Below are 24,053 nucleotides of genomic sequence, written 5' to 3'. Positions count from 1 at the left end.
ATTTTTTGTTTCCCAACTACCTGCGAGTGCCCACACAGTTTGCTTGATATATTGTTAAAGAGCGTTGACCTTGCTCAGGTCAGGGATGCGTATTCTACGCATTCCGTAGTGTTCGTCAAGCGTTGAATCAAACTTTGTTTCGTTCGTTTCAAACCCTTGTGACCGTTGGCGTGTTGCCCCGTGTCAGTGGATGCGCATTATAGGGAACCGCTGATTTTGCGCAAGGGCTTTTTTGATAAAAACATCGACTTTCGCACTGCTTGTACAAGATTAAACCAATACGGTTATTTTTAACACTTTTCGCCTTCAGGAGCGGGTTCAGCCGAGCCTATTCTGGTCACCAGCAACTGGTCTATCTTGTAGCTGTCGATATCGACGACTTCAAACTTGTAGCCCGAATGCAGTACAAAATCGGTGCGCTTGGGAATTTTACGCAACATGTACATCATGAAGCCGGCGATGGTTTCGTAGTTTTCATCATTGGGAAAGCTGTCGATATGCAGCACCCGCATCACATCTTCCAGCGGTGTCGAGCCTTCCACCAGCCAGGAGTTGGCATCACGAGAGACAATGTTGTCTTCCTGAGACTGTACCAGCTCACCCATGACGATGCTCATCACGTCTTTCAGCGTGATGATGCCCACCACCAGCGCATACTCGTTCATGATAATGGCAAAGTCCTCACCCGCCGTTTTGAAATGCTCCAGCACTTCATACATGGATAGCGTATCGGGAATGATCAGCGGACTACGAATGATGCCTTCCTTTTGCAATGAGATGGGCTGCTGGTGCAACACCTGCATCAGGATGTCGCGGGAGTCGACGTAGCCAACCACCTTGTCCAGACTGTCTTCACACACCAGAAACTTGGCATGGGGGTGCTCGGCAATCTTGGCCTTGATGCTGTCCTGACTCTCGGTGAGGATAAAGTAGATCAGACTCTCCCGCGTCGTCATCGCCGAGGTCACGGTGCGAGACTCCATATCAAACACATTCTCGATAAGATGATGTTCCTGCTCCTGCAATACTCCGGCCTGCGCGCCGGCATCCATCATGGCGATGATGTCTTCCGGCGTGATTTCATCCTTGCGCATGGTCGGTACCTTGAACAAGCGGAAGAACAGGTTGGCCAGGCCATTGAAAAACCAGACCAGCGGTTTGAGAACCACGATGAAGAACGCCATGGGACGAACCACGGAAACCGCAATCTGCTCTGGCGCTATCATCGCCAGCCGTTTGGGCATGAGGTCGGCAAACAGGATAAATAACGAGGTCACCATGAAAAACGACAGCATGAACGCCGTTTTTTCAATCCAGGCGCCGTCAAAGAACATGCTCAACAATTCGGTGATAAAGGGAGTAAAGGCGGCTTCCCCCAGAATCCCCCCCAGAATCGCCACGGCATTAAGCCCTATTTGAACCACAGTAAAAAAGTTGCCCGGCTGCTCCTGCAGCATCAATACTTTTTCGGCATTGGGATCACCATCGCCGGCCATTAAGCGCAGCTTCATCTTGCGCGATGCCGCCAGGGCAATTTCTGATACCGAAAAAAACGAACTAATGACGACCAGCAGGACGAGTACCAGCAGGTTCTCAAAAAAAGTCATAGTGATGCACACCGGTAAGAAAAGGAGAAAAAAGCCACAAAAACAGGCTCAGGATATCATGGCATATGGAATTTAACAGAAGCAGACCCGTGGTTTGAAACAGGATTCAGAGTCATTTCAAGAAAGTACTGTAAAAAGCGAAATATTGCCGTGATACTTGCACTCATTCAATAAAATAAAAGCCCACAATGAGTCCAGCTATTGGACACAGCTATTCAGATAATCAAGTGTACGGATAATATCAATGTTGATAAGACGATTATTACTCGGCTGGATACTCTCCTGGCTGATGCTGCCCGCATGGGCCGCGGAAAAAAACCTGGACTACTGGTCTTTTCAGGAATACCTGGATGCTTTTCCGCAACAACGAGAGCTGTCCGACGCCTTTGCGGCGCGAATACGCCAGGTCGCCGAGCCCTGGACTGCCCCCACAGACAACCCCGTGCATATCGCCATGCTGATACCCGACCAGCAGGTATCGGATTACTGGTCTCGCAACCGGCAAAGCCTGGCCCTCCGCCTGCAGGAAATAGGTCTGCCCTTTACGCTTGAAAACTACTCGTCCCGACCGGCAACCACCCACCGAGAAGAAGAGCAACAGCTGGTTGAAGCCCTGAACAGCGATCCCGACTACCTGGTATTTACCCTGAACTCGCTGCGTCACCGGGTCTTGATAGACAAGATCATGGCTCGTGGCCGCCCCAAGCTTATTTTGATGAATATCACCACCCCGCTGAAACACTGGGGAAAAAACCAGCCATTTTTCTATGTAGGATTCGATCACCGGGAAGGCACCCGGCTATTGACCGATGCCATCAACAAGATGACCGGCAAACAGGCCAACTACCTGATGCTGTATGGCACTCGGGGTTATGTCAGCCAGGCAAGAGGAGACGAATTTATTCGACTGACTTCCAACCAGCCCGGTTTTACGCTGCGTCAGGCTTTTTATACCAATGTAAACCGGGAAAAAGCCCGCCAGGCAGTACTGCAGACGCTGGCAGCCAAACCGGATATCAATCTGATTTATGCCTGCACCACGGATATCGCCCTCGGCGCCATGGATGCGCTGAAAAAACTGAATAAAGAAGACAAGGTTATCCTTAACGGATGGGGCGGCGGCAGCGCCGAGATCGATGCTCTGGCCCAGGGTAACCTGGATCTGACCGTGATGCGCATGAACGATGATAGCGGTGTCGCCATGGCCGAAGCCATCCGCCTGGATCAGGAAGGAAAGAGCAACCTTATTCCTCAGGTCTACAGTGGAGACTTTGCCGTTGTTGACCAACAAACCACTGCAGCAGAACTGGAGCGTCTTAAAGACTATGCATTCCGTTACTCGAAGTAACCCTGGTGCCAAACGCCTGCTCAGGGTGCTGCTGGAGGCACTGCTGCCTGCCTTTTTGCTGCTGGCCGTGGCTTTGCTGATGCTGAACTATCACAGTACCTCAAACATGGTTGATGACAGCATTCGTCATCAACTACAGGAAACCAACGGTCGGTTACAAGGCCGTCTAGACAACTATCTGAGCGGCCTGGACAACCTGCTGTCATCTACGGCCGAGAATCCGCAGCTGGCTGCCATTATATCGGCCGGTGATCGACAAGCCGCCAAGGCACAGCTGCAGAAAACGCTGGAACACAGCCACGGTGAATACCTGGATTTACTGATACTGACACGACAGGATCAGTATTGGACCAACATGAACTCCCCTCTCTATTTGCTGGAGCACCGGCTGACATCACTGATTGCGGATACTCCTTTCTATAATAAATGGGCCAGTATCGAGCTGGATCCCTCACCCACTCCCTGGACGGCCCTGATACAGCGTTATCCCATACTGTCGCCGGACTCGGGACAGATAATCGGCAGCCTGTTCGGGGGTATGGTACTGAATGACAACCTCACCCTGCTCAGCATGCTGGGACAAGGGCTGCAAAACATCAATGTACAGTTGCTCTTGCGCGGGCAGCCGGTGGGGCCCGCCTTTGTCAACAGCGACATTCCTGGCGAAATACTGACTCGGGCCCTGGCCGAGCAGCGACCCCATGGCCAGATCCAGGGCCATTACTTCAGTCTGCAGCCCTTGCTGATCAATGGGGAGCAGAGCGAGCTGCAACTGTTGCTGCTGACCGATGACGCCATATTCCAGCAATTACAACAAAGCTACGGCTACCACACCCTGCTGACCTTGATACTGGTCTTGCTCACCGCCCTGGCTCTGTCACTCTATACCCTGAGACTGGTTTCCTCACCATTGACCCGCCTGACCCTGTTTGCCGAACAAATCCGTCGTGGCCACTCGGCTTCCTTTCAGCCCGACAGCATAGAAGAATTCAACTTGCTGGGCGCCAGCCTGGAGCAGTCCGAAACATCACTACACCTGCACCGACTGGTCTTCGAGAACATGATGGAGGCCGTCGTGATCTTCGATGGCGCTAATCGACTGATCTACGTCAATCGTGCCTACAGCGATATCACCGGTCAGCGTCTGGATGAAGTGGCAGGCCAGACGCCATCCCTGGTGTTACAACGGGCATTGGGAGACAAGGCGTGGCAACTGCCATGGCAAATGGCCAATGCAACCGGCAGCTGGCAGGGCGAGATATCCCCTCCTGTAACCACTCACCATGCCGGTCGCATGCGGCTGTCGATTTCGACGCTTCGGGAAATAAATGGCGAAACAAGCCATTACGTGGTCATCTTTTCGGATCGACCCACACTTAATGACATTGAGGAACAACGGGAATCGCTATCCGGCCGAAAAACGGGAACCTGAGTAACAAGAAGGGGATTTCATCAACCAAAAAAGCGGTTCTGACCATGATGGCCAGAACCGCTTGAAGATTTAAACACCCGCCGATTCAACCGCCACCAGAGATGACACTTTATTTTCATCCCACTGTTTTGATCCCACAAGCGGCCGGCTGTTCTGAGACGAATTATTCGACCGTAACGGATTTTGCCAGGTTTCTGGGCTGATCCACATCGGTGCCCTTGATCAGCGCCACATAGTAAGACAGCAACTGCAACGGTACCGTATACACGATCGGGGCGATGGCCTCTTCCACATGGTTGAGCGACATCACCCGCATGGTGGCGTCACCCTTGAATCCGGCCTGCTTGTCCGCAAACACATAGAGAATACCGCCGCGGGCGCGTACCTCTTCCACGTTCGACTTCAGCTTTTCCAGCAGATCGTTGTTGGGCGCCACGACTATGATCGGCATATCCGCGTCAATCAGCGCCAGCGGGCCATGCTTGAGCTCGCCGGCCGCATAGGCCTCGGCGTGAATGTAGGAAATTTCCTTGAGCTTGAGCGCCCCTTCCATGGCGATGGGATACTGCTCGCCCCGGCCGAGGAACAGGCTGTGATACTTGTCGGCAAACTCTTCCGCCAGCACCTCTATGTCGCCGGCCAATGCCAGGGTATCGACGATATGGCCCGGCAGGGCGCGTAGCGCGGTTACCAGTTCGGCTTCCGTTTCCGCTGTCATGTTGCCACGGCAACGGCCCACCGCCGCCACCAGCATCAGCAAACCGGCCAGCTGGGTGGTGAACGCCTTGGTGGACGCCACGCCAATCTCGGCACCGGCCCGGGTCATGAAGGCCAGATCCGATTCCCGCACCAAGGATGAGCCGGGTACGTTACAGATGGCCAGGCTGCTCATGAAACCGGACTCCTTGGCCAGCCGCAATGCCGCCAGGGTATCGGCAGTTTCGCCACTTTGAGACAGGGTGATCAGCAGGCTGTTGGGGCGGACCACCGACTTGCGATAACGGAATTCGGAAGCGATTTCGATATCGCAGGACACGCCGGCCAAGGCTTCAAACCAGTAACGGGCCACCATGCCCGCATGGTAGGAGGTGCCGCAGGCAATCAGCTGGATATGCTCGACCTTTTCGAAGATCTCGCGGGCGCCATTACCGAACGATTCCACCACCACCGCCGCTTCGGTGATCCGGCCTTCCAGGGTGTCGGTGATGGCCTTGGGCTGCTCATGGATTTCCTTGAGCATATGGTGACGATATTCGCCCTTGTCACCCGCATCGTGGGTCACGTCGGATTCCAGCTCTTCGCGTACCACCGGCTTGCCATCGGTATCGAAGATATGGATCTCGCGGCGGGTCACTTCCGCCACATCCCCTTCTTCCAGGAACAGGAAGCGGCGGGTCACCGGCAACAGTGCCAGCTGATCCGAGGCGATGAAGTTCTCGCCCAGCCCCAGACCGATCACCAGCGGAGAGCCGGAACGCGCCACCACCACCCGGGAAGGATCCTGCACATCCATCAACACGGTACCGTAGGCGCCACGCAGTTCCTTGACCGTGGTTTGCAGCGCCGCCAGCAGTGACTCGCTGTGCTGGCGGTGGTAATGCACCAGGTGAGCAATCACCTCGGTGTCGGTATCGGAGCTGAATTCATAGCCTCTGCCCTGCAGCTCTGTCCGCAGTTCCTCGTGATTTTCGATAATGCCGTTATGCACCACCACTATGTCGCCGGACACATGGGGGTGAGCGTTACGCTCCGAAGGCTCGCCATGGGTGGCCCAACGGGTATGGGCGATGCCGGTGCCGCCGGTCAGCGGCTGCTCGTTCAATGCGTCGGCCAGCGCCTGCACCTTGCCCAATCGGCGCAGCCGCCCAAGCTGACCCGTCGCTTCGGCTATCGCCACCCCGGCCGAGTCATAGCCACGGTATTCAAGACGGCGCAGGCCTTCTACCAGAATTTCCGCCACATCACGCTGGGCCACAGCCCCTACAATTCCACACATAAGTTATTCCTCAGTATCCGCGGCAATAATCAGGTTAATGCCCTTGTGCTCTAGTTGTTGTTGCTGTTCTTTCGTTATACCGCCGTCGGTCACCAGGGTATGAATGGCACTCCAGGGCAGCTCCAGGTTGGGGATCTTGCGGCCGATTTTGTCTGACTCCACCATGACCACCACCTCGCGAGCCACTTCCGCCATTACCCGCGACAGGCCCGTCAATTCGTTGAAGGTAGTGGTGCCTCGCTCGAGATCGATGCCATCGGCACCGATAAACAGCTGATCGAAATCATAGGATCGCAGCACCTGCTCGGCCACCTGCCCCTGAAAGGATTCGGAAGACGGATCCCAGGTGCCGCCGGTCATCAGCAGAGTCGGCTCGGGCTCCAGCTCGCGCAGGGCATTGGCGATATTCAACGAATTGGTCATCACCACCAGGCCATGCTTGTGACCGAGCTGGCCCAGCAATGCCGCCGTGGTGCTGCCGCTGTCGATGATGACGCGGTTATGGTCACGCACCCGCCCGGCCGCGGCTCTGGCCAGCGCCTGCTTTCGTTTCGACACCGGCTCGCCGACATTTTCCGTTACCATCTCGCTCGGCACCGGCACGGCACCGCCATAACGACGCAGCAAGAGACCGTTTTTTTCCAGCGCGGTCAGATCCTTGCGAATGGTGACTTCGGAGGTTTCAAAGCGTTGCGACAGCTCGTCGACCGTCACTTCACCCTGCTCGTTGAGCAAGGTGACGATGGTATGACGACGTTGTTGGGTGTTCCGTTTCGACATGACTTATCTAAGTTTCGATTTGAAACTTAATGCTAGCAGATCAAAAGATAAGGGAGCAATGGATAGTTTTTGGATCGGGGGAATACGAAGAGGCAACAGAGTTGCCTCGTCCGACACGCTTCAAGTACCTCACTGTAACGCTCAGCACATGACATCCATGTGACGGTCGGCTGAGGCAATCTCTGCAGCCTCTTCTTGACGCCCGAGTTAGTTGTTGGCATCACCAACAGGCGATACCGAAGCTTCAAGGAGGACAAAGGGATCTGCTCAGCCGACCATCTGCGTCATGGATGGCGCGGCTGAGCCTCCAAGGATGGATTCACGGCGGGTCGGCGGAGCTGGCCCTTTGTTCGACCGACGTACTCTCCGCTTGTTACTTCTTCACCGGGCGTGGCCAGTTCTTGATATGACGCTGGCGTACCCTGGTGATCACCAGCTCGTCTTCGGCCACGTCCTTGGTGACGGTGCTGCCGGCACCCAGGGTAGCGTTCTTGCCGATACGTACCGGGGCCACCAGCTGGGTATCGGAGCCGACGAAGACGCCGTCTTCGATCACGGTCTGGAACTTGTTCACGCCGTCGTAGTTGCAGGTAATGGTGCCGGCACCGATGTTGACGCCCTCACCGATCTCCGCATCACCAAGATAGCTCAGGTGACCGGCCTTGGAGCCTTTGCCCAGTCGGGCTTTTTTCATCTCCACGAAGTTGCCGACATGGGCATCCTCACTCAGCACCGCACCGGGGCGCAGGCGGGCGAAGGGGCCGGCGCTGCTGGCGGTACCCAGCTCGGCCTGCTCAATGATGGAGTAAGGCTTGATCACCGCATCATCGCCAATTACGCAGTCTTTAAGGATGGCGCCGGCACCAATAGTCACGCGATTACCCAGCGTCACCGCGCCTTCGATGATGACATTGACGTCGATGGTGACTTCTTCACCCACGGTCAGGGTGCCACGCAGATCGAAGCGCGCCGGATCCAGCAGGGTCACCCCCTCGCGCATCAACAGCTCGGCCTGCATCTTCTGGTAGGCCCGTTCCAGTCCGGCTAATTGAACCCGATCGTTGGCGCCTTCTACTTCGGCGGTGCTGGCCGGGTGCACGGTGGCAATGTCGCAGCCGTCGGCGTGGGCCATGGCGAAGATGTCGGTGAGGTAGTATTCACCCTGGGCATTATTGTTGTTCAAGGCACCCAGCCAGCGTTTGAGCAAACCGGCTTCGGCCACCAGCACCCCGGTATTCACTTCGTTAATGACCAGTTGCTCGGCATTGGCATCTTTCTGCTCGACGATGCCGACTACCTTGCCATGCTCGCGCACGATACGACCATAACCGGTGGGGTTATCCAGCTTGACCGTCAACAGGCCCACGCCGCCGGCTGGCTTGGCGGCCAACAGCGCCTTGAGGGTATCCGGCTGTAATAATGGCGTATCGCCATACAGCACCAGCACGTCATCACTATCGGTAATTTCGGGTAAGGCCACCGCCACCGCATGGCCGGTTCCCAATTGCTCGGCCTGATGCACCCAGCTCAACCCGGATTCACGAATGCGCGCCTTGAGCTGGTCGGCACCATGACCGTATACCAGATGAATACCATCTACCGCGCAAGCCTGAGCCGCCGCAATCACATGGCTCACCATGGGACGATTGGCCACCGGGTGCAGTACCTTGGGTAAGGAAGAACGCATGCGGGTACCTTTACCCGCCGCCAGTATCACTGCCTGTGTTGTCATTAGAATTCATATCCCGTTGATAAATGACCGTGAGGGGTAAGGGGTAAAACGTGAGGAGTAACGCCCAATCGACAGACCAGCATTTTCACCTCACTCCTCACCCCTTACTCCTCACCGTTACTGCCGTCATTCTGATTTTTTTATAAAAAAAAAGCGACCCTGAGGTCGCTTTTTTACGTACGGTTATTAACGCACGTTATCTTTTAACCAACTGCAGCACGCGCAGTTTCGCCAGAGCCCGGGCCAGATCGGCGGCCGCTTCTGCATAATCCACATCGTGTGAGGAATTCTGCAGTTTGGCTTCCGCCGCTCGTTTGGCTTCTTCGGCCTTGGCTTTATCCAGATCTTCGGCGCGAATCGCAGTGTCGGCCAAAACCATGACACTGCTGCCCTGCACTTCCAGCATACCGCCGGAAACATACAGAACTTCTTGCTGGCCGGCTTTGGTGACATATTGCACCAGGCCGGGACGGATAGCCGTCAGCAAGGGGGCATGTCCGTAACGGATCCCCAATTCACCCTCAGAGCCGGAAACCGTCACCGCACTGACAGAGCCGGAGTACAAACGTTCTTCGGCACTGACAATGTCGAGATGAAAGCTAAAATCGGCCATCAGGTTCTCCTTCGAGGCTTACAGTTTCTTGGCTTTCTCGACCGCTTCGTCGATAGAGCCAACCATGTAGAACGCCTGCTCGGGCAGCGAATCGTAATCACCGTCCAGAATGCCTTTGAAACCAGTGATGGTATCTTTCAGGGACACGTACTTACCGGGAGAACCGGTGAATACTTCGGCCACGAAGAAAGGCTGGGACAGGAAACGCTCGATTTTACGGGCACGGGATACAGTCAGCTTATCGTCTTCAGACAGTTCGTCCATACCGAGGATGGCGATGATGTCTTTCAGCTCTTTATAGCGCTGCAGCACGGTCTGTACGCCACGGGCAACAGTATAGTGCTCGTCACCAACAACCTGCGGATCCAGCTGACGGCTGGTGGAGTCCAGCGGATCAACGGCCGGGTAGATACCCAGGGCGGCAATCTGACGGCTCAGTACCACGGTCGCGTCCAGGTGGGCGAAGGTGGTTGCAGGAGACGGATCGGTCAAGTCATCCGCGGGCACGTAAACGGCCTGTACGGAGGTGATGGAACCGGTCTTGGTGGAGGTAATACGCTCTTGCAGTACACCCATCTCTTCGGCCAGCGTCGGCTGGTAACCTACTGCAGAAGGCATACGGCCCAGCAGTGCGGATACTTCGGTACCGGCCAGCGTGTAACGATAGATGTTATCCACGAAGAACAGAACGTCACGGCCTTCGTCACGGAACTTCTCGGCCATGGTCAGACCGGTCAGCGCGACGCGCAGACGGTTACCTGGCGGCTCGTTCATCTGACCGTATACCAGCGATACCTTGTCGATAACGTTGGAGTCGGTCATTTCGTGGTAGAAGTCGTTACCTTCACGGGTCCGCTCACCAACACCGGCAAATACGGAGTAACCGCTGTGCTCGATGGCGATGTTACGGATCAGTTCCATCATGTTTACGGTTTTACCAACACCGGCACCACCGAACAGACCAACTTTACCGCCTTTGGCGAACGGACAAACCAGATCGATAACCTTGATACCGGTTTCCAGCAGCTCGGAGCTGTTGGACTGTTCTTCGTAGCTGGGGGCTTCGCGGTGGATAGACCAACGGTCTTCTTCACCGATGGGACCCTTCTCATCGATAGGGTTACCCAAAACGTCCATAATACGACCCAGAGTCTGAGTGCCTACCGGCACCTTGATCGGGTTGTTGGTACGTTCGATTTCCAGACCGCGGCGCAGGCCGTCGGAGGAACCCATGACGATACAGCGTACAACGCCGCCGCCAATTTGCTGCTGAACTTCCAGAACCAGGCCCTGGCTCTGACCTTCAGTCGTGATCTTCAGCGCTTCATATACGTGAGGAACCGCATCTTGCGGAAATTCCACGTCTACTACGGCGCCGATGATTTGGACTATGATACCCTTACTCATGTCAAATCCTCTAAACCTTTGAATACCCTTGCCTTATACGGCACCGGCACCGGCAACAATCTCACTCAGCTCTTGGGTAATCGCAGCCTGACGGGCTTTGTTATACACCAATTGCAGATCTTCGATGAGATCGCCGGCGTTATCGGTAGCGGCTTTCATCGCCACCATCCGCGCAGCCTGCTCACTCGCCAGGTTTTCTACCACACCCTGATACACCTGTGCTTCCACAAAGCGTACCAGCAGCTTGTCCAACAACGATTTTGGATCAGGCTCGTAGAGGTAGTCCCAGCTGTGGCTGGCCACGTTTTCTTCCGATGCAGGTAAGGGCAACAGTTGATCGACCGTGGGTTTCTGAATCATGGTGTTTTCAAACTTGTTGTACACCAGATACAGCTTGTCTATCTCACCCTTGTTGTATGCCTCAAGCATGACATTGACGGAGCCAATCAGCTCAGACAGCGACGGGTTATCACCCAGACCGCCCTTCTGTGCGACGACCTTGCCGCCATGGCGGTTGAAAAAGCTTACCGCCTTGCTGCCGATAAGACCCAGGTCAATGCCTACGCCTTTGTCGGACCATGCTTTCATTTCGTTAATGGCTTGTTTGAACAGGTTAATGTTCAAACCGCCACAGAGGCCACGATCGGTCGAGATGATAATAAACCCAACGCGCTTAACCTCGCGGTCTGCCAGATAGGGGTGCTTGTATTCCAAGTTCCCCTGCGCGATGTGGCCGATCACCTTGCGTATGGTTTCAGCGTATGGGCGGCTGTGGTCCATGCGATCCTGCGCTCTGCGCATTTTCGAGGCGGCCACCATCTCCATAGCGCTGGTGATCTTCTGAGTGTTTTTGACACTCCCGATCTTGCTACGTATTTCTTTTGCGCCGGCCATGTCGCTTCTCCAATTCAGGTGGCAGCAAACGCTGCCACATGGTTACCAGGACTGGGTAGCCTTGAAGCTATCCAGCAACGCAGTCAGCTGGGCAACAACATCTTTGTTGAAGTCAGCTTTCTCGTTGATCTCCGCCATCACGGCGGCATGTTCTGAATTGGCATAAGCGAGCAGGGCGGCTTCGAACGTAGTGATGAGCTTCAGCTCAACATCGTCCAGATAGCCATTTTCGGCGGCGAACAGTACCAGACCCTGTTCGGCGACAGACATCGGACGGTATTGCTTCTGCTTCATCAGCTCGGTCACTTTCTGACCGTGACTCAGCTGCTTGCGAGTCGCCTCATCCAGATCGGAAGAGAACTGAGCAAAGGCCGCCAGTTCGCGATACTGAGCCAGAGCGGTACGAATACCACCGGACAGTTTCTTGATGATCTTGGTCTGTGCAGCACCACCAACACGGGATACGGAGATACCCGGATCAACCGCCGGACGAATACCGGAGTTGAACAGCTCGGTGGTCAGGAAGATCTGGCCATCGGTGATGGAAATCACGTTGGTCGGTACGAAAGCAGAAACGTCACCGGCCTGGGTTTCGATGATCGGCAGCGCGGTCAAAGAACCGGTCTGGCCTTTCACTTCACCATTGGTGAACTTTTCTACGTAGTCGACAGACACGCGAGAAGCGCGTTCCAGCAGACGGGAGTGCAGATAGAATACATCACCCGGATATGCTTCACGACCCGGCGGACGGCGCAGCAGCAGAGAAATCTGACGGTAGGCAACGGCCTGCTTGGACAGGTCATCGTATACGATCAGCGCATCTTCACCGCGGTCACGGAAGAATTCACCCATGGCACAACCGGAGTAGGGAGCCAGATACTGCAGGGCAGCAGACTCGGAGGCAGAAGCCACTACTACGATGGTGTTTTCCAGAGCGCCGTGCTCTTCCAGCTTGCGAACCACGTTAGAGATGGTGGACGCTTTCTGGCCGATGGCCACGTACACACACTTAACGCCGGAGTCTTTCTGGTTGATGATGGCATCGACGGCCAGGGCAGTTTTACCTACCTGACGGTCACCGATGATCAGCTCACGCTGACCACGACCCACGGGGATCATGGCATCAACGGCTTTATAGCCGGTTTGCAACGGCTGATCGACCGACTGACGGTCGATAACACCCGGTGCAATCATTTCTACCGGAGAGAAGGTATCGGCTTCAATGGCGCCTTTACCGTCGATGGGCTCACCCAGGGTGTTAACCACACGACCCAGCAGGTTGCGACCTACCGGTACTTCCAGGATACGGCCAGTGGACTGAACCTTCATGCCTTCGGCCAGATCCGCATACGGACCCATTACCACGGCACCAACGGAGTCACGCTCCAGGTTCAATGCCAGGGCGTAACGACCGCCCGGCAGTTCAATCATTTCACCTTGCATGATATCAGCAAGGCCGTGAACACGAATGATGCCATCGCTTACAGAGACGATGGTACCTTCGTTTCGTGCTTCACTGACAACATTGAATTGCTCGATACGCTGTTTTATCAGCTCGGCAATTTCAGTTGAATTCAGTTGCATGCTCTATTCCCCAATCAAGATTGCAGCGTTTCAGCCAAGCGGGACAGCCTGCCCCGAACACTTCCGTCGATTACCATGTCACCGGCTTTGATGATGATACCGGCCATCAGTTTCTTATCGACACTGCAATTCAGCTTCACCTTGCGCTCAAGGCGCGTTTCAAGTGAAGCCTGAATCTTGGCCATTTGTTGCTTGGTCAGTTTGGCAGCAGAAACCACATCGGCTTCCACTTCCCGGTCCAGCTCCGCCTTCATCGCGGCGAATTCCAGTACCACTGCTGGCAACACACTCAAGCGTCCGTTTGCAGCCATCGCCTTTATCAGGTTCTGGCCTTGCTCATCGAGCTGTTCGCCACAGACAGCCAAAAACACGTCGGCCATCTTTTCCGCGTTCAGATTGCTGTTGATAACCTCGTCCATCTCTTTGTTTTGCACCACAACGGCTGCAAAACTCAGCATGGATAACCAGTTATCAACCGCTTTTTTCTCAACGGCAAAATCGAAAGCTGCTTTGGCATAGGGGCGAGCAATGGTTTTCATTTCCATAGCTCTATGTCCCTTACAGTTCAGCTACTACTTTCTCAACAATGTCGCTGTTAGCAGCGGCATCAATCTGACGCTCGAGGATCTTCTCTGCACCCACCAGGGCAAGAGCAGCAACCTGCTTACGCAGTTCCTCTTTGACACGATTGCGTTCGGCTTCAACTTCTGCCTGGGCCTGTGCCAGAATTTTCTCACGCTCCGCCTGAGCTTCACGTGTAGCATCCTCGACGATCTGGGCCTTGCGCTTGTTCGCCTGCTCAACAATTTGAGCGGACTGCAGCTTGGCTTCTTTCAACTGTTCGGTTGCATTGTTTTGCGCCAGAGCCAGGTCTTTCTTGGCCCGTTCCGCCGAGGACAAGCCTTCGGCGATTTCTTTCTGGCGATTTTCAATGGCTGCCATCAACGGCGGCCATACAAACTTCATGCAAAACCAAACGAACAGGATAAACGCGATCGTTTGACCGAGGATTGTTGCGTTCATGTTCATCGCAACTCTCCTTTAAAATGGTTAGCAGACTGATTGATAGACCGAGCCATTAAGCTACGGCGAAGATCAGGTACAGAGCCATACCAACGGTGATCATGGGGATGGCGTCAACCAGACCAACCACGATAAAGAAGTTGCCGCGCAGGGCAGGCAGCATGTCCGGCTGGCGAGCCGCACTTTCCAGGAACTTACCACCCAGCATAGAAATACCGATAGCACCACCGATAGAAGCCAGACCCAGCATAAGAGCGGCAGCGATGAAAATCATTTCCATTTTTTTTCTCCAATTGTTAGCGGTTAGAACGACTGCTTGTTAATATATTGTTATCTTTTGTTATTAATGTTCTTCATGGGCCATTGACAGATAAACAACGGTCAAAATCATGAAGATGAAAGCCTGCAGGGTGATAATCAGGATATGGAAAATCGCCCAAGGCACATTAAGGGCCCATTGAGACCACCACGGCAGCAGACCGGCAATCAAGATGAAAATCATCTCACCGGCATACATGTTACCGAACAGTCGCAGACCCAGAGAGATGGGTTTAGCGATCAGTGATACGGTCTCAAGCACCAAGTTAACAGGGATCATGGACCAATGGTTCAACGGTTGCATGGTCAGCTCTTTAACGAAGCCGGACACGCCCTTTACCTTGATGCTATAGAAAATGATCAAGATAAATACGGAGAACGCCATGGACATGGTGATGTTAACATCGGCGGAAGGAACAACCCTCAGGTAAGGAACACCGAGCAATTGAGCGCCATAGGGCAGATAGTCGACCGGGATAAGGTCCATCAGGTTCATCAGGAAGACCCAGACAAAAATGGTCAGCGCCAGAGGCGCAATCAACGCATTTTTACCATGGAAGACGTCCTTGACGGATTTATCCACAAATTCGACCAACAGCTCAACGGCACATTGCAACTTGCCGGGAACTCCACTGGTTGCACGAGATGCAACCTTGTTGAAGCCCCACAAGAACAGCATTCCCAGGACAACGGAAACAAGCAAAGAATCGATATTTAACGCCCAAAATCCCGAACCAATCTGCAGGTGTTGCAGGTGGTGAGAGATATAACCCTGGGAAGTTAAGACATCTCCTGTTGCAGCCATGTGTTTTCCTAGTAACGGTTGTTGAGAGTGAACGAAAGAATCCACTGCATCAGCAATGCTAGGGCGTAAGCCGTATACAGAGGAGCATGAAGCACCTCCATGTACTTGAGCGCTATCACGAACAACAAGATAGTGCTGCCAAACTTAATCCCTGCCCCGCTGTAAAAGTCCGCCACAACACTGCGCGGTGTGTCGTGCCTGGCGCTAAACGCCAGAACCCGGACACTGAACAGACATTGGGGAACCCAGTAGATTCCGCCCCCTATGAGGGCGGAACGGGCGGCTGCCTCTCCCTGCTGGTAAAAAAACAGGGTGCCGACGGCCACCACCAGAAGTAATTGACAAGACAAGATCACCAGCGCCATTTGCTTGTCGCTCAGGTGCCGCTTCATTTGCTCCACAAAAACTCCTGATACAGTTAGGGGCTTGCTGGCTACACCGAGGTGTTGCCCTTTAAGCCCCAAAAAAGCAGGTCAAATTATACCCGTGCCCGGCGTAAATGCAATTGCAGTAAAACCTTATTTTTACCGACTTACTGCGGTTTTTCCGACCATTTACAACGGGTTAAACTAATTGAGCATTTACCTTGTGTCAGACTTCCGGCATGTCGTTAATACCAAAAAAATGACTTATTTTATCTAGTTCATTCAAAGAGTTATAAGAGATCACCAGTTTCCCCCTGTCCTTGTGGGTCGACTTGATTTCTACTTTTGAACCCAGTTTTTCACCGATTTCCTGTTCAAGCTGGCTCATCAGCAAGGATCCGGGCTGTTCAATTTTCTCTTTTTTCGGTGTCAGGCTCTGCTTGACCAGTTTTTCGGTTTCTCGCACCGTCAGGCCTTTTTGTGCCACCAGCCGGGCCAGTTCGGTCTGTGGTTCACCGGAAATCGCCAGCAGCGCCCGGGCATGGCCCATTTCCAGCGAACCGTGTTCCACCAGCTGTTTGACCTCGTCGTTGAGCTGAGCCAAACGCAACAGGTTGGAGACGGTACTACGGCTCTTACCCACCGCCTCGGCGACCGACAGATGGGTGAAACCGAATTCTTCGATCAGGCGGGACAAGGCGCGGGACTCTTCGATGACATTGAGATCTTCGCGCTGAATATTCTCGATAAGGCCGATGGCCATGGCTTCCTGATCCGCCACTGCCTTGATCAGGCAGGGGATCTGGTCAAGACCCGCGAGCCGGGCTGCCCGCCAGCGTCGTTCGCCGGCCAGAATTTCGTAACCACCGGTTTCCAGCGCTCGCACCACGATCGGCTGAATAATGCCCTGCTGGCGAATCGAGGTAGCCAGTTCTTCCAGTGCCACCTGGGACATGTCCCGGCGAGGCTGATATTTGCCCGGTTGCAGCTCGTTCAGAGAGAGAGTCTGCAATTCGCCGTTGGCACCGGGCAGGGAATGGGTTTCGGCCTGGTGCTGACGCTGATTGGCGGCAGAACTGGTGCTGAGCAGGGCATCGAGGCCCTTGCCCAGACCACGTCGTTTGATGGTCATGCTGTTTGTTCCGAAGGTTCAGAATGGTCCTGAGAAAGCTCTTCCCGGCGCAGAATTTCACCGGCCAGCGCCAGGTAGGCCTTGGCACCCAGTGAAGATTTATCGTAATACATGGCCGGGGTACCGAAGCTGGGCGCCTCGGCCAGACGGACGTTACGCGGGATCACGGTACGATAGACCTTGTCACCGAAGTGCGATTTAAGCTGATCGGACACCTCATTGGACAATCGGTTGCGATGGTCGAACATGGTGCGCAGTATGCCTTCGATCCTGAGCGCCGGGTTCACCACCGACGCCAGCTTGCTGATGGTATCCACCAGGGCCGTCAGTCCTTCCAGGGCGAAATATTCGCACTGCATGGGTACCAGTACCGAGTCCGCCGCCGACATGGCGTTGACCGTCAGCAGGTTGAGGGAAGGGGGACAGTCGATAAAAATATAATCGTAATAATCGCGTACCGGGGCAAGGGCATTGCGCAATCGCACCTCGCGGGCAAACACTTCCATCAGCCGGATTTCGGCGGCGGTGACATCGCCGTTGCCGGCGATAAGATCGTAGCCGCCGCTGGTTTCCCGCTCCACCACCTGCTCGACCGGCACCTCATCCACCAGCAAATCATAAGCCGTGTTGGCGACCTGATATTTATCGATACCGCTGGCCATGGTGGCATTGCCCTGAGGATCCAGGTCTATCACCAGCACCTTGCGTTTGGTGGCGGCCATGGACGCGGCCAAATTGACACACGTTGTGGTTTTGCCCACGCCCCCTTTCTGGTTGGCAATGGCGATGACTTTTCCCACCGAATACCTCTACTGACTGGCTAGCTACCTAGCTAATTTGATGACCACCAGATGGCGGTCTCCTTCCTGCTCGGGCACGGTTAACGGATAAACCCGATCCAGTGCGAGATGAGCAGGTAATGATTGTAACTCCTGCTCCGGATATTGCCCCTTCAGCGCCAAAAAGCGGCCGTCGGGCCCGGGCAGATGAGCGCACCAGCTTACCATGTCATCCAGCGAAGCAAAGGCCCGACTCAGCACACCATCAAACTTTTGCTCCGGGTTGAAATCTTCTACCCGGCTCTGCACCGCCTCCACGTTGGTTAGCCCCAGCTGATGCACCACCATGCGAATAAAACGGATACGCTTGCCGAGGCTGTCGAGCAGCACAAACTGCCTGTCGGGATTGATAATGGCCAACGGCAGACCCGGCAGGCCAGGACCTGTGCCGACATCGATAAAACGCTCACCCTGCAGGTGAGGACTTACTACCAGACTGTCCACGATATGACGGCCCATCATGGCGACAGGCTCACGCACCGAGGTCAGGTTGAAGGCCTTGTTCCATTTGTCGAGCAAGGTAACCAGTGTCACCAGCTTATCGGCCTGCTCGGGGGTAACCGCCAGCTCGGTCTGGCCCAGCAAGCGCTGCAGTGTGCTTTGTAATTTATCGTGCATCGTGTTGTTGCTCATCATGGTTCTTACGCCGACTTGCGCAGCAGGCCGCGTTTCTTGAGGTGTACCAGCAGAATCGAAATGGCCGCCGGGGTTACGCCGGCAATTCGCGAGGCCATGCCCAGGGTTTCGGGTCTGGCCTGGTTGAGTTTGGCGATCACCTCATGAGACAGGCCCGGCACCTCGTTATAGTCCAGATCCAGTGGCAGGCGGGTGTGCTCGTTGCGCAGATGCTTCTGAATTTCATCTTTCTGCCGCTCGATGTAACCGGCGTATTTAATCTGGATTTCGACCTGCTCGGCGGCCTGTTCATGCTCGATGCCCGGGCCGATGCCATCCACCGCCATCAGGGTGGCGTAATTCAGCTCGGGGCGACGCAGCAATTCTTCCAGGTTGTGTTCACGGCTGAGCGGGGTTTTCAGCAATTCATTCAACGCCGGGGCGGCGGCATGAGTCGGGCTTACCCAGTTTTCACGCAAACGCTGATTCTCCTGGGTCATCCGCTCCATCTTGTCACAGAACATGGCCCAGCGATGATCGTCCACCAGCCCCAGGTTACGGCCTTCTTCGGTGAGGCGGATATCCGCGTTGTCTTCCCGCAGCAGCAGACGATATTCCGCCCGGCTGGTAAACATACGATAAGGCTCCTGGGTACCCAGGGTGGACAGGTCGTCCATCATCACCCCCAGGTAGGCCTGATCCCGGCGGGGTGACCAGGCGTCCTTGTCGAAGGCGCGCAGAGCGGCATTCAACCCCGCCAGCAGCCCCTGGGCACCGGCTTCTTCGTAGCCGGTGGTGCCGTTGATCTGGCCGGCGAAAAACAGGTTATGCAGGCACTTGTTTTCCATGTTGATCTTCAGATCGCGAGGATCGAAATAATCATACTCGATCGCATAGCCGGGTCGCATGATGTGCGCCTGCTCAAAGCCCTTGATCGAACGCACGATCGCCAGCTGCACATCGAAGGGCAGGCTGGTGGAGATCCCGTTGGGATACAGCTCGGTACTGGTCAGCCCTTCCGGCTCGACAAAAATCTGATGGGCGTTCTTGTCGGCGAAACGGGTGATCTTGTCTTCGATCGAGGGGCAATAGCGCGGGCCGATCCCTTCGATCACACCGGCGTACATGGGGCTGCGATCCAGATTTTTGCGGATCACCTCATGGGTTTTTTCATTGGTATGGGTGATGTAACAGGGGATCTGCTGCGGGTGATCCTCACGACTGCCGATAAATGAAAACACCGGGGTCGGGTTATCGCCTGGCTGAACCTGCATTACCGAGAAATCCACGCTGTTGGCATCGATTCTGGGCGGCGTACCGGTTTTCAGTCGATCGATGCGCAGCGGCAGTTCCCGCAACCGGCTTGCCAGGGCGATGGAAGGAGGATCACCGGCACGACCGCCCTTGTAATTATCCATGCCGATATGGATCAAGCCGTTGAGGAAGGTTCCGACCGTCAGCACCACGGTCTTGGCGCGAAATTTAAGACCGGTCTGGGTCACTACACCGACGACGGTATCGCCTTCCAGCAGCAGATCATCACAGGCCTGCTGGAAGATCTTCAGGTTTGGCTGGTTTTCCAGTCGGGTTCTTACGGCCTGCCGATACAGCTGACGATCCGCCTGGGCACGGGTGGCTCGAACGGCTGGGCCCTTGGAGGCGTTGAGGGTGCGAAACTGGATCCCGGCGTGATCGGCTGCGGTACCCATGATCCCGCCGAGGGCATCGATCTCCTTGACCAGATGACCCTTGCCGATACCCCCGATGGCCGGGTTGCACGACATCTGTCCCAAAGTATCCACGTTATGGGTCAATAACAGGGTGTTTGCTCCCATGCGAGCAGCGGCAGCAGCGGCTTCAGTGCCGGCATGACCGCCACCCACAACAATGACGTCAAACGATTCTTCATAGTGCATAACAGATACTCTTGAGACAGGCAGGTGTAAGGATCCCGAAGGGCGGTCATTTTAGCTTTTTTAGCGAGCGGATGGAAACTGGATCGAGAGGATCTCGTGATCGTTAATAGATCTTAGATCTCTAGATCGATCTTCTGTTAGATCTATTATTAGGGACGACCAGATCTGTGAGTAACCGTTTTTTGATCTTTAAGATCATGCGGTTACTTACGATCGATTGATGTGTACAACCTTGCCGGAGCCCTCCCTGGACCGGTGGGTAACTTGTATAGTTATCAACAGAGGCTGGTGAAGCTTTATTTAATTAATAGGATAACTATAGGTTTAACACCGGATTCAAGCATGGTTATACACATTGATGGTTTTTTTAGCGCAGGGCGGTGACGGGGATCTCAGGGTGGGATCTGTTGATAACTTGGTGGAAAGAATTTTGTAGGTGCGTGGATCTTGCGGTGGCCAGATCCACGCTCCCCGAGTAAAAACCAGGATCTACTGCTGTGATAACCAGTGATCCAGCCATTTTTCTGCGATCAGCTCCGGCGGATCCGGCTGGCTCACATCGATATCCAACCGATCGCCGATCCGCTGTGCGCCTCGATCCGCCAGCTGTCGATCGAGTTTATGGATGGCGTAACAGAAGGTGTCGTAGGCAGAATCGCCCAGGCCGATGGCCAGATACGCCAGTCCGGTTAAATCCGGCTGTTGTTCGTTCAATTGCAGAGAAAAGGGCTGAATATTGTCCGGCAGATCGCCGGCCCCATGGGTAGAGCAGATCAACAGTAAATAATGATCGGGTCTGATCAAGATGTGATCAAGCTGGGGAGAAGTGTGAATAACCGTTTGATGACCATGATTTTGCAGGATCCCGGCCAGGTCATCGGCCAGATCTTCCGCGCTGCCGAGGGTGGAGCCCACTAACAGGGTGAAGTGACTCATACAGTTCCTTGATAAAGATAATGGTGCCGATTTTAGCATCATCCGAAGGTGACCGTGGTGCAGGATCTGTGTTGCTCAGGCACAGTTTTGGCCTGGAACTGTCATAGCCGAGAGCGTCGGTGATGATTGGGTTTGAAGCCTATCCCCCGACTGAATTCAAATGAAACTCATTCCCTTCAAAACTCAGGATCACCCCGCGGGGAGTGATGCTCTGCAGGCGCAAGGCCCCTAGTTGCTGGCCTTCTCGCAGCATCTGGCCGTTGATACTGGCCATTCGGCTGGCGGCAGTCTTGGAGTAGATGTGAACCGACAGCGTCAGTGCGGGCAGTTTAGCCCGAATACTGGCCGGTAGCTCACGTAGATCCGGCACACCGGGATCGAATACCGGCTCGGGAGTGGGCACGACGTCGGGAGACACCTCCGCCGATGAACCGGCACTCTCCGTGGCCGGTGTTGTGGTATTGCCGGCCTTTGGTGCCGGGTTCATGGTCAGGCTCGGGGGATCGTCCAGCAAGATGCGTACCGGTGCGGGGCCAATCACTATCGGCGTTCTGGCCGCAGTGGGGGCCGCTTGCGCCGGTGCTTGCTCTTCGGGTTCGGGGGGCGTGGCCGCAGGTGAAGGCACCTCAATGGTTTGCTGCGGCGATATGGCTTGCTGCGGCGATTGCAGCCATCTTGAGCCGATTTTACCCAGGCCATATCCGACGATCAGCGCCAGCAGCACACCGGTTAGCAGCCACCATAATCGGCGCCGATAGCGGGGAGCCGGCGGTAAACTCGGCGTTTCCGCCGGTGTATGGTTTCCCGCCGACGATGTCTGTTGGCCTCGCCTGCGTTCCGATTGTTTAAGCGCATCAAGGATGTATGACACTGGTTATCTCCTGTTGGCCGGTAAGCCTCGGCAAGTCGTTCAGCAGGCTGGCGCTGAGATAAATGCTGGTTTGTGGGCCGAAAATGCCATCGGCGGTCAGCCCCTTGCTGCGTTGAAATGCCCTGATATCACCGACGAGTACCTCGTCATAATATTGATGCTGCCGGCGGGGGGCCCGTTCTTGCCAGCGCGCCATCTGCTGTTCCAGCCAGACGACTATGTCTCCTCGACTACCGGGGTACAGTGGTGCCTGATAATGCGGCGGCAACTGCCACAGCAGAACGTAGCTGTGGGGCCAGCTGGCGGCCAGCTCCGTCAGTGACATGCGCTTGAGCCGACCGCCCACCATCAGCTCCGCCCACTCGTCATCGAGACGAGTCAGAATGGCATATACGGCTCCCTTTTCGGGGTGCTCCAGGCGAAAAATGACCGGGTGGTTCTGTTGCCGCACCGTAGCGAGATTACCGTTCTGAAAAGCGCATTCCAGCCGATGCCGGCGCGCAAAAGGGCACACCACCGGATGTTCGGCCGGATCGTAATCCAGCCCCCACAGCGAGAAAAGATGCTGATATGCCATGACCTGGCTCAGGTCGGTGGTCAGGGCCGCAGGCCATTGCCATGGATTGAGTTGCGTTGCGGTATCGCTCGGCGCCGGTGTTGGTGTCGATGCTGCTTGAGCCGGCGGAGCAGGTTCCGGGGCCATCGCGTCGGTAATGCGCTGTTCAGGGAGTGGTTCATGGGGGGGCTCAGCCTGTGGTGGCGAAAGGCCGTGATTGCTAACGACTGGCGTGGGGGTTGCCGGCTCGCTTATGTCGGTAATGCCCGGCCATGTTGACTGAGCCAGCCAGCCGCCGGTGACAACAACAGCGAGCAGGCCGGCGGCAATGGCAAGGATCCGTCGGCGCGTGGGGGGCTGTGAAGCACCCAGCACCTCGACGGCGGCGCGATTGAGGGTCGCCAGATCGACCCGGGGCAGCCGTTGTACATAGGCCCCCAGCAAGGCCCGGTCGCAGATCACGTTGATAAGCCGCGGCACGCCGCCGGTCAGGCGATACAGCCGGCGCAGGCTGTTGTGCCGGAACAGCGCCGCTTCTATACCCGCCACCGACAGGCGGTGGGCGATATACGCCTGCATCTCGCCGAACGACAAGGGGGCAAGATGATAACGGGCGGTGATTCGTTGCGACAACTGGCGCAGCTCGGGCTGGCGTAGCTTGTCGGCCAGCTCCGGTTGCCCCAACAGGATAATCTGCAACAGCTTGTGGGTATCGGTTTCCAGGTTGGTCAGCAGCCGGATCTGCTCCAGCACCTCGGTAGAAAGGTTCTGAGCCTCGTCGATGATCAGCACCGTCTGGCGACCCCGGGCGTGGGTTGCGAGCAGGTGATGATGAATGGCATCGATCAACTGCTGGCCATGGGACGGCTCCGGCACCTTGATTGCCAGCTCCCGACAAAGGGCGGCCAGCAGCTCTTGCACCGAACAGCCGGGGTTAAGAATAAATGCCAGATCGGTCTGCTCCGGTACCTGTTCCAGCAGACAACGGCAGACGGTGGTTTTTCCGGAGCCGACCTCGCCGGTCAGCAGCACAAAACCGCCGTGATAGACCAGCCCATACTGTAAATGAGCCAGCGCCTCTCTGTGTTGCCGGCTGAGATAGAGATAACGCGGATCGGGCGCAATGGAAAAAGGCAGCTCGCTGAGGCCGAAATAAGAATCGTACATGATGACCATCCCTGGATACATATACCCATTACTATAGAAGCTCTTGTTTGGCTTCGGTCAGCCGATCGTCGTGAGCTATTCGAAGCTGTGTCTCTGCGCCGGTAGGATCACTGCTTA

22 protein-coding genes are annotated in these 24,053 nt (G+C 55.3%); 2 read left to right on the top strand and 20 right to left on the bottom strand.

The genetic code is table 11. The features are described from left to right. Positions 1-290: 290 nt before the first annotated feature. Positions 291-1,607 (bottom strand): polyamine export protein PaeA, encoded by a 1,317-nt coding sequence (paeA, locus tag ABD827_RS00565; protein ID WP_298718625.1) that lies wholly within the window; start codon positions 1,605-1,607, stop codon positions 291-293. Positions 1,608-1,851: 244 nt separating this feature from the next. On the opposite strand from paeA, the gene ABD827_RS00560 reads away from it, so the two are divergent. Together ABD827_RS00560 and ABD827_RS00555 are read left to right on the top strand one after the other, a co-directional pair. After that, entirely contained in the window at positions 1,852-2,955 is a 1,104-nt protein-coding gene (locus ABD827_RS00560) for a substrate-binding domain-containing protein (protein ID WP_344961378.1), read from the top strand. Further along, complete coding sequence (locus ABD827_RS00555) at positions 2,933-4,387, top strand: LuxQ periplasmic sensor domain-containing protein (protein WP_344961376.1); 1,455 nt, start codon at positions 2,933-2,935, stop codon at positions 4,385-4,387. Before ABD827_RS00560 ends, ABD827_RS00555 begins: the two co-directional genes overlap by 23 nt. Before the next feature lie 163 nt (positions 4,388-4,550). On the opposite strand, the gene glmS is transcribed toward ABD827_RS00555, so the two are convergent. The 19 genes from glmS to ABD827_RS00460 form a co-directional block, all read right to left on the bottom strand. Next, positions 4,551-6,383, bottom strand: a complete 1,833-nt coding sequence (glmS, locus tag ABD827_RS00550) for a glutamine--fructose-6-phosphate transaminase (isomerizing) (protein WP_344961374.1) — start codon at positions 6,381-6,383, stop codon at positions 4,551-4,553. Between the two features lie 3 nt (positions 6,384-6,386). Further along, entirely contained in the window at positions 6,387-7,163 is a 777-nt protein-coding gene (locus tag ABD827_RS00545; protein ID WP_344961372.1) for a DeoR/GlpR family DNA-binding transcription regulator, read from the bottom strand. A 373-nt stretch (positions 7,164-7,536) separates the two neighbouring features. After that, positions 7,537-8,895 (bottom strand): bifunctional UDP-N-acetylglucosamine diphosphorylase/glucosamine-1-phosphate N-acetyltransferase GlmU, encoded by a 1,359-nt coding sequence (glmU, locus tag ABD827_RS00540; RefSeq protein WP_344961370.1) that lies wholly within the window; start codon positions 8,893-8,895, stop codon positions 7,537-7,539. A gap of 196 nt (positions 8,896-9,091) precedes the next feature. Further along, positions 9,092-9,508, bottom strand: a complete 417-nt coding sequence (locus tag ABD827_RS00535) for a F0F1 ATP synthase subunit epsilon (protein WP_298718615.1) — start codon at positions 9,506-9,508, stop codon at positions 9,092-9,094. 18 nt (positions 9,509-9,526) lie between these two features. Continuing rightward, entirely contained in the window at positions 9,527-10,915 is a 1,389-nt protein-coding gene (atpD, locus tag ABD827_RS00530; protein WP_298718613.1) for a F0F1 ATP synthase subunit beta, read from the bottom strand. A gap of 33 nt (positions 10,916-10,948) precedes the next feature. Further along, entirely contained in the window at positions 10,949-11,809 is an 861-nt protein-coding gene (gene atpG, locus ABD827_RS00525; protein WP_298718611.1) for a F0F1 ATP synthase subunit gamma, read from the bottom strand. Between the two features lie 42 nt (positions 11,810-11,851). After that, positions 11,852-13,393, bottom strand: coding sequence for a F0F1 ATP synthase subunit alpha (atpA, locus tag ABD827_RS00520; protein ID WP_344961367.1), 1,542 nt, complete (start codon positions 13,391-13,393; stop codon positions 11,852-11,854). A gap of 14 nt (positions 13,394-13,407) precedes the next feature. Further along, positions 13,408-13,938 (bottom strand): F0F1 ATP synthase subunit delta, encoded by a 531-nt coding sequence (atpH, locus tag ABD827_RS00515; protein WP_344961365.1) that lies wholly within the window; start codon positions 13,936-13,938, stop codon positions 13,408-13,410. Positions 13,939-13,951: 13 nt separating this feature from the next. Then, entirely contained in the window at positions 13,952-14,422 is a 471-nt protein-coding gene (gene atpF / locus ABD827_RS00510; protein WP_298718605.1) for a F0F1 ATP synthase subunit B, read from the bottom strand. A 49-nt stretch (positions 14,423-14,471) separates the two neighbouring features. Next, the gene (gene atpE / locus ABD827_RS00505; protein ID WP_071471457.1) at positions 14,472-14,696 is read right to left on the bottom strand and encodes a F0F1 ATP synthase subunit C; all 225 of its coding nucleotides are present in this window, start codon (positions 14,694-14,696) and stop codon (positions 14,472-14,474) included. 63 nt (positions 14,697-14,759) lie between these two features. Then, positions 14,760-15,539, bottom strand: a complete 780-nt coding sequence (atpB, locus tag ABD827_RS00500) for a F0F1 ATP synthase subunit A (protein WP_298718599.1) — start codon at positions 15,537-15,539, stop codon at positions 14,760-14,762. A gap of 8 nt (positions 15,540-15,547) precedes the next feature. Next, positions 15,548-15,931 (bottom strand): ATP synthase subunit I, encoded by a 384-nt coding sequence (locus tag ABD827_RS00495; protein WP_344961388.1) that lies wholly within the window; start codon positions 15,929-15,931, stop codon positions 15,548-15,550. A gap of 199 nt (positions 15,932-16,130) precedes the next feature. Next, positions 16,131-17,036 carry a ParB/RepB/Spo0J family partition protein gene (locus tag ABD827_RS00490; protein ID WP_344961360.1) on the bottom strand — a complete coding sequence of 302 codons (906 nt, stop codon included), beginning with the start codon at positions 17,034-17,036 and terminating at the stop codon, positions 16,131-16,133. Beyond that, positions 17,033-17,836 (bottom strand): ParA family protein, encoded by an 804-nt coding sequence (locus ABD827_RS00485; RefSeq protein ID WP_298718596.1) that lies wholly within the window; start codon positions 17,834-17,836, stop codon positions 17,033-17,035. Before ABD827_RS00485 ends, ABD827_RS00490 begins: the two co-directional genes overlap by 4 nt. A gap of 24 nt (positions 17,837-17,860) precedes the next feature. Beyond that, positions 17,861-18,493, bottom strand: a complete 633-nt coding sequence (rsmG, locus tag ABD827_RS00480) for a 16S rRNA (guanine(527)-N(7))-methyltransferase RsmG (protein WP_344961357.1) — start codon at positions 18,491-18,493, stop codon at positions 17,861-17,863. A 23-nt stretch (positions 18,494-18,516) separates the two neighbouring features. Further along, positions 18,517-20,406 carry a tRNA uridine-5-carboxymethylaminomethyl(34) synthesis enzyme MnmG gene (mnmG, locus tag ABD827_RS00475; protein WP_344961355.1) on the bottom strand — a complete coding sequence of 630 codons (1,890 nt, stop codon included), beginning with the start codon at positions 20,404-20,406 and terminating at the stop codon, positions 18,517-18,519. Positions 20,407-20,895: 489 nt separating this feature from the next. Next, complete coding sequence (gene mioC, locus ABD827_RS00470) at positions 20,896-21,342, bottom strand: FMN-binding protein MioC (RefSeq protein WP_298718590.1); 447 nt, start codon at positions 21,340-21,342, stop codon at positions 20,896-20,898. 139 nt (positions 21,343-21,481) lie between these two features. Beyond that, complete coding sequence (locus ABD827_RS00465; RefSeq protein WP_344961352.1) at positions 21,482-22,213, bottom strand: general secretion pathway protein GspB; 732 nt, start codon at positions 22,211-22,213, stop codon at positions 21,482-21,484. After that, on the bottom strand, positions 22,197-23,936 hold the full coding sequence (locus ABD827_RS00460) for an ExeA family protein (protein ID WP_344961350.1): 1,740 nt from the start codon (positions 23,934-23,936) through the stop codon (positions 22,197-22,199). Before ABD827_RS00460 ends, ABD827_RS00465 begins: the two co-directional genes overlap by 17 nt. Positions 23,937-24,053 lie beyond the last annotated feature (117 nt).

Source organism: Oceanisphaera sediminis (assembly GCF_039539745.1).
Taxonomy (GTDB): Bacteria; Pseudomonadota; Gammaproteobacteria; order Enterobacterales; family Aeromonadaceae; genus Oceanimonas; species Oceanimonas sediminis.
The sequence above is the reverse complement of the archived record's forward strand: the minus strand, read 5'-3'. Positions and strand labels throughout refer to the sequence as shown.

Excerpts from the sequence above, each read along its gene's own strand:
- glmS (WP_344961374.1), bottom strand. The coding sequence starts at position 6,383 with ATGTGTGGAATTGTAGGGGCTGTGGCCCAGCGTGATGTGGCGGAAATT.
- mnmG (WP_344961355.1), bottom strand. The coding sequence starts at position 20,406 with ATGCACTATGAAGAATCGTTTGACGTCATTGTTGTGGGTGGCGGTCAT.
- ABD827_RS00555 (WP_344961376.1), top strand. The coding sequence starts at position 2,933 with ATGCATTCCGTTACTCGAAGTAACCCTGGTGCCAAACGCCTGCTCAGG.
- atpH (WP_344961365.1), bottom strand. The coding sequence starts at position 13,938 with ATGGAAATGAAAACCATTGCTCGCCCCTATGCCAAAGCAGCTTTCGAT.
- atpA (WP_344961367.1), bottom strand. The coding sequence starts at position 13,393 with ATGCAACTGAATTCAACTGAAATTGCCGAGCTGATAAAACAGCGTATC.
- glmU (WP_344961370.1), bottom strand. The coding sequence starts at position 8,895 with ATGACAACACAGGCAGTGATACTGGCGGCGGGTAAAGGTACCCGCATG.
- ABD827_RS00535 (WP_298718615.1), bottom strand. The coding sequence starts at position 9,508 with ATGGCCGATTTTAGCTTTCATCTCGACATTGTCAGTGCCGAAGAACGT.
- atpE (WP_071471457.1), bottom strand. The coding sequence starts at position 14,696 with ATGGAAATGATTTTCATCGCTGCCGCTCTTATGCTGGGTCTGGCTTCT.
- atpB (WP_298718599.1), bottom strand. The coding sequence starts at position 15,539 with ATGGCTGCAACAGGAGATGTCTTAACTTCCCAGGGTTATATCTCTCAC.
- mioC (WP_298718590.1), bottom strand. The coding sequence starts at position 21,342 with ATGAGTCACTTCACCCTGTTAGTGGGCTCCACCCTCGGCAGCGCGGAA.
- rsmG (WP_344961357.1), bottom strand. The coding sequence starts at position 18,493 with ATGCACGATAAATTACAAAGCACACTGCAGCGCTTGCTGGGCCAGACC.
- ABD827_RS00490 (WP_344961360.1), bottom strand. The coding sequence starts at position 17,036 with ATGACCATCAAACGACGTGGTCTGGGCAAGGGCCTCGATGCCCTGCTC.
- atpG (WP_298718611.1), bottom strand. The coding sequence starts at position 11,809 with ATGGCCGGCGCAAAAGAAATACGTAGCAAGATCGGGAGTGTCAAAAAC.
- ABD827_RS00545 (WP_344961372.1), bottom strand. The coding sequence starts at position 7,163 with ATGTCGAAACGGAACACCCAACAACGTCGTCATACCATCGTCACCTTG.
- atpF (WP_298718605.1), bottom strand. The coding sequence starts at position 14,422 with ATGAACATGAACGCAACAATCCTCGGTCAAACGATCGCGTTTATCCTG.
- ABD827_RS00460 (WP_344961350.1), bottom strand. The coding sequence starts at position 23,936 with ATGTACGATTCTTATTTCGGCCTCAGCGAGCTGCCTTTTTCCATTGCG.
- ABD827_RS00560 (WP_344961378.1), top strand. The coding sequence starts at position 1,852 with ATGTTGATAAGACGATTATTACTCGGCTGGATACTCTCCTGGCTGATG.
- ABD827_RS00495 (WP_344961388.1), bottom strand. The coding sequence starts at position 15,931 with ATGAAGCGGCACCTGAGCGACAAGCAAATGGCGCTGGTGATCTTGTCT.
- paeA (WP_298718625.1), bottom strand. The coding sequence starts at position 1,607 with ATGACTTTTTTTGAGAACCTGCTGGTACTCGTCCTGCTGGTCGTCATT.
- atpD (WP_298718613.1), bottom strand. The coding sequence starts at position 10,915 with ATGAGTAAGGGTATCATAGTCCAAATCATCGGCGCCGTAGTAGACGTG.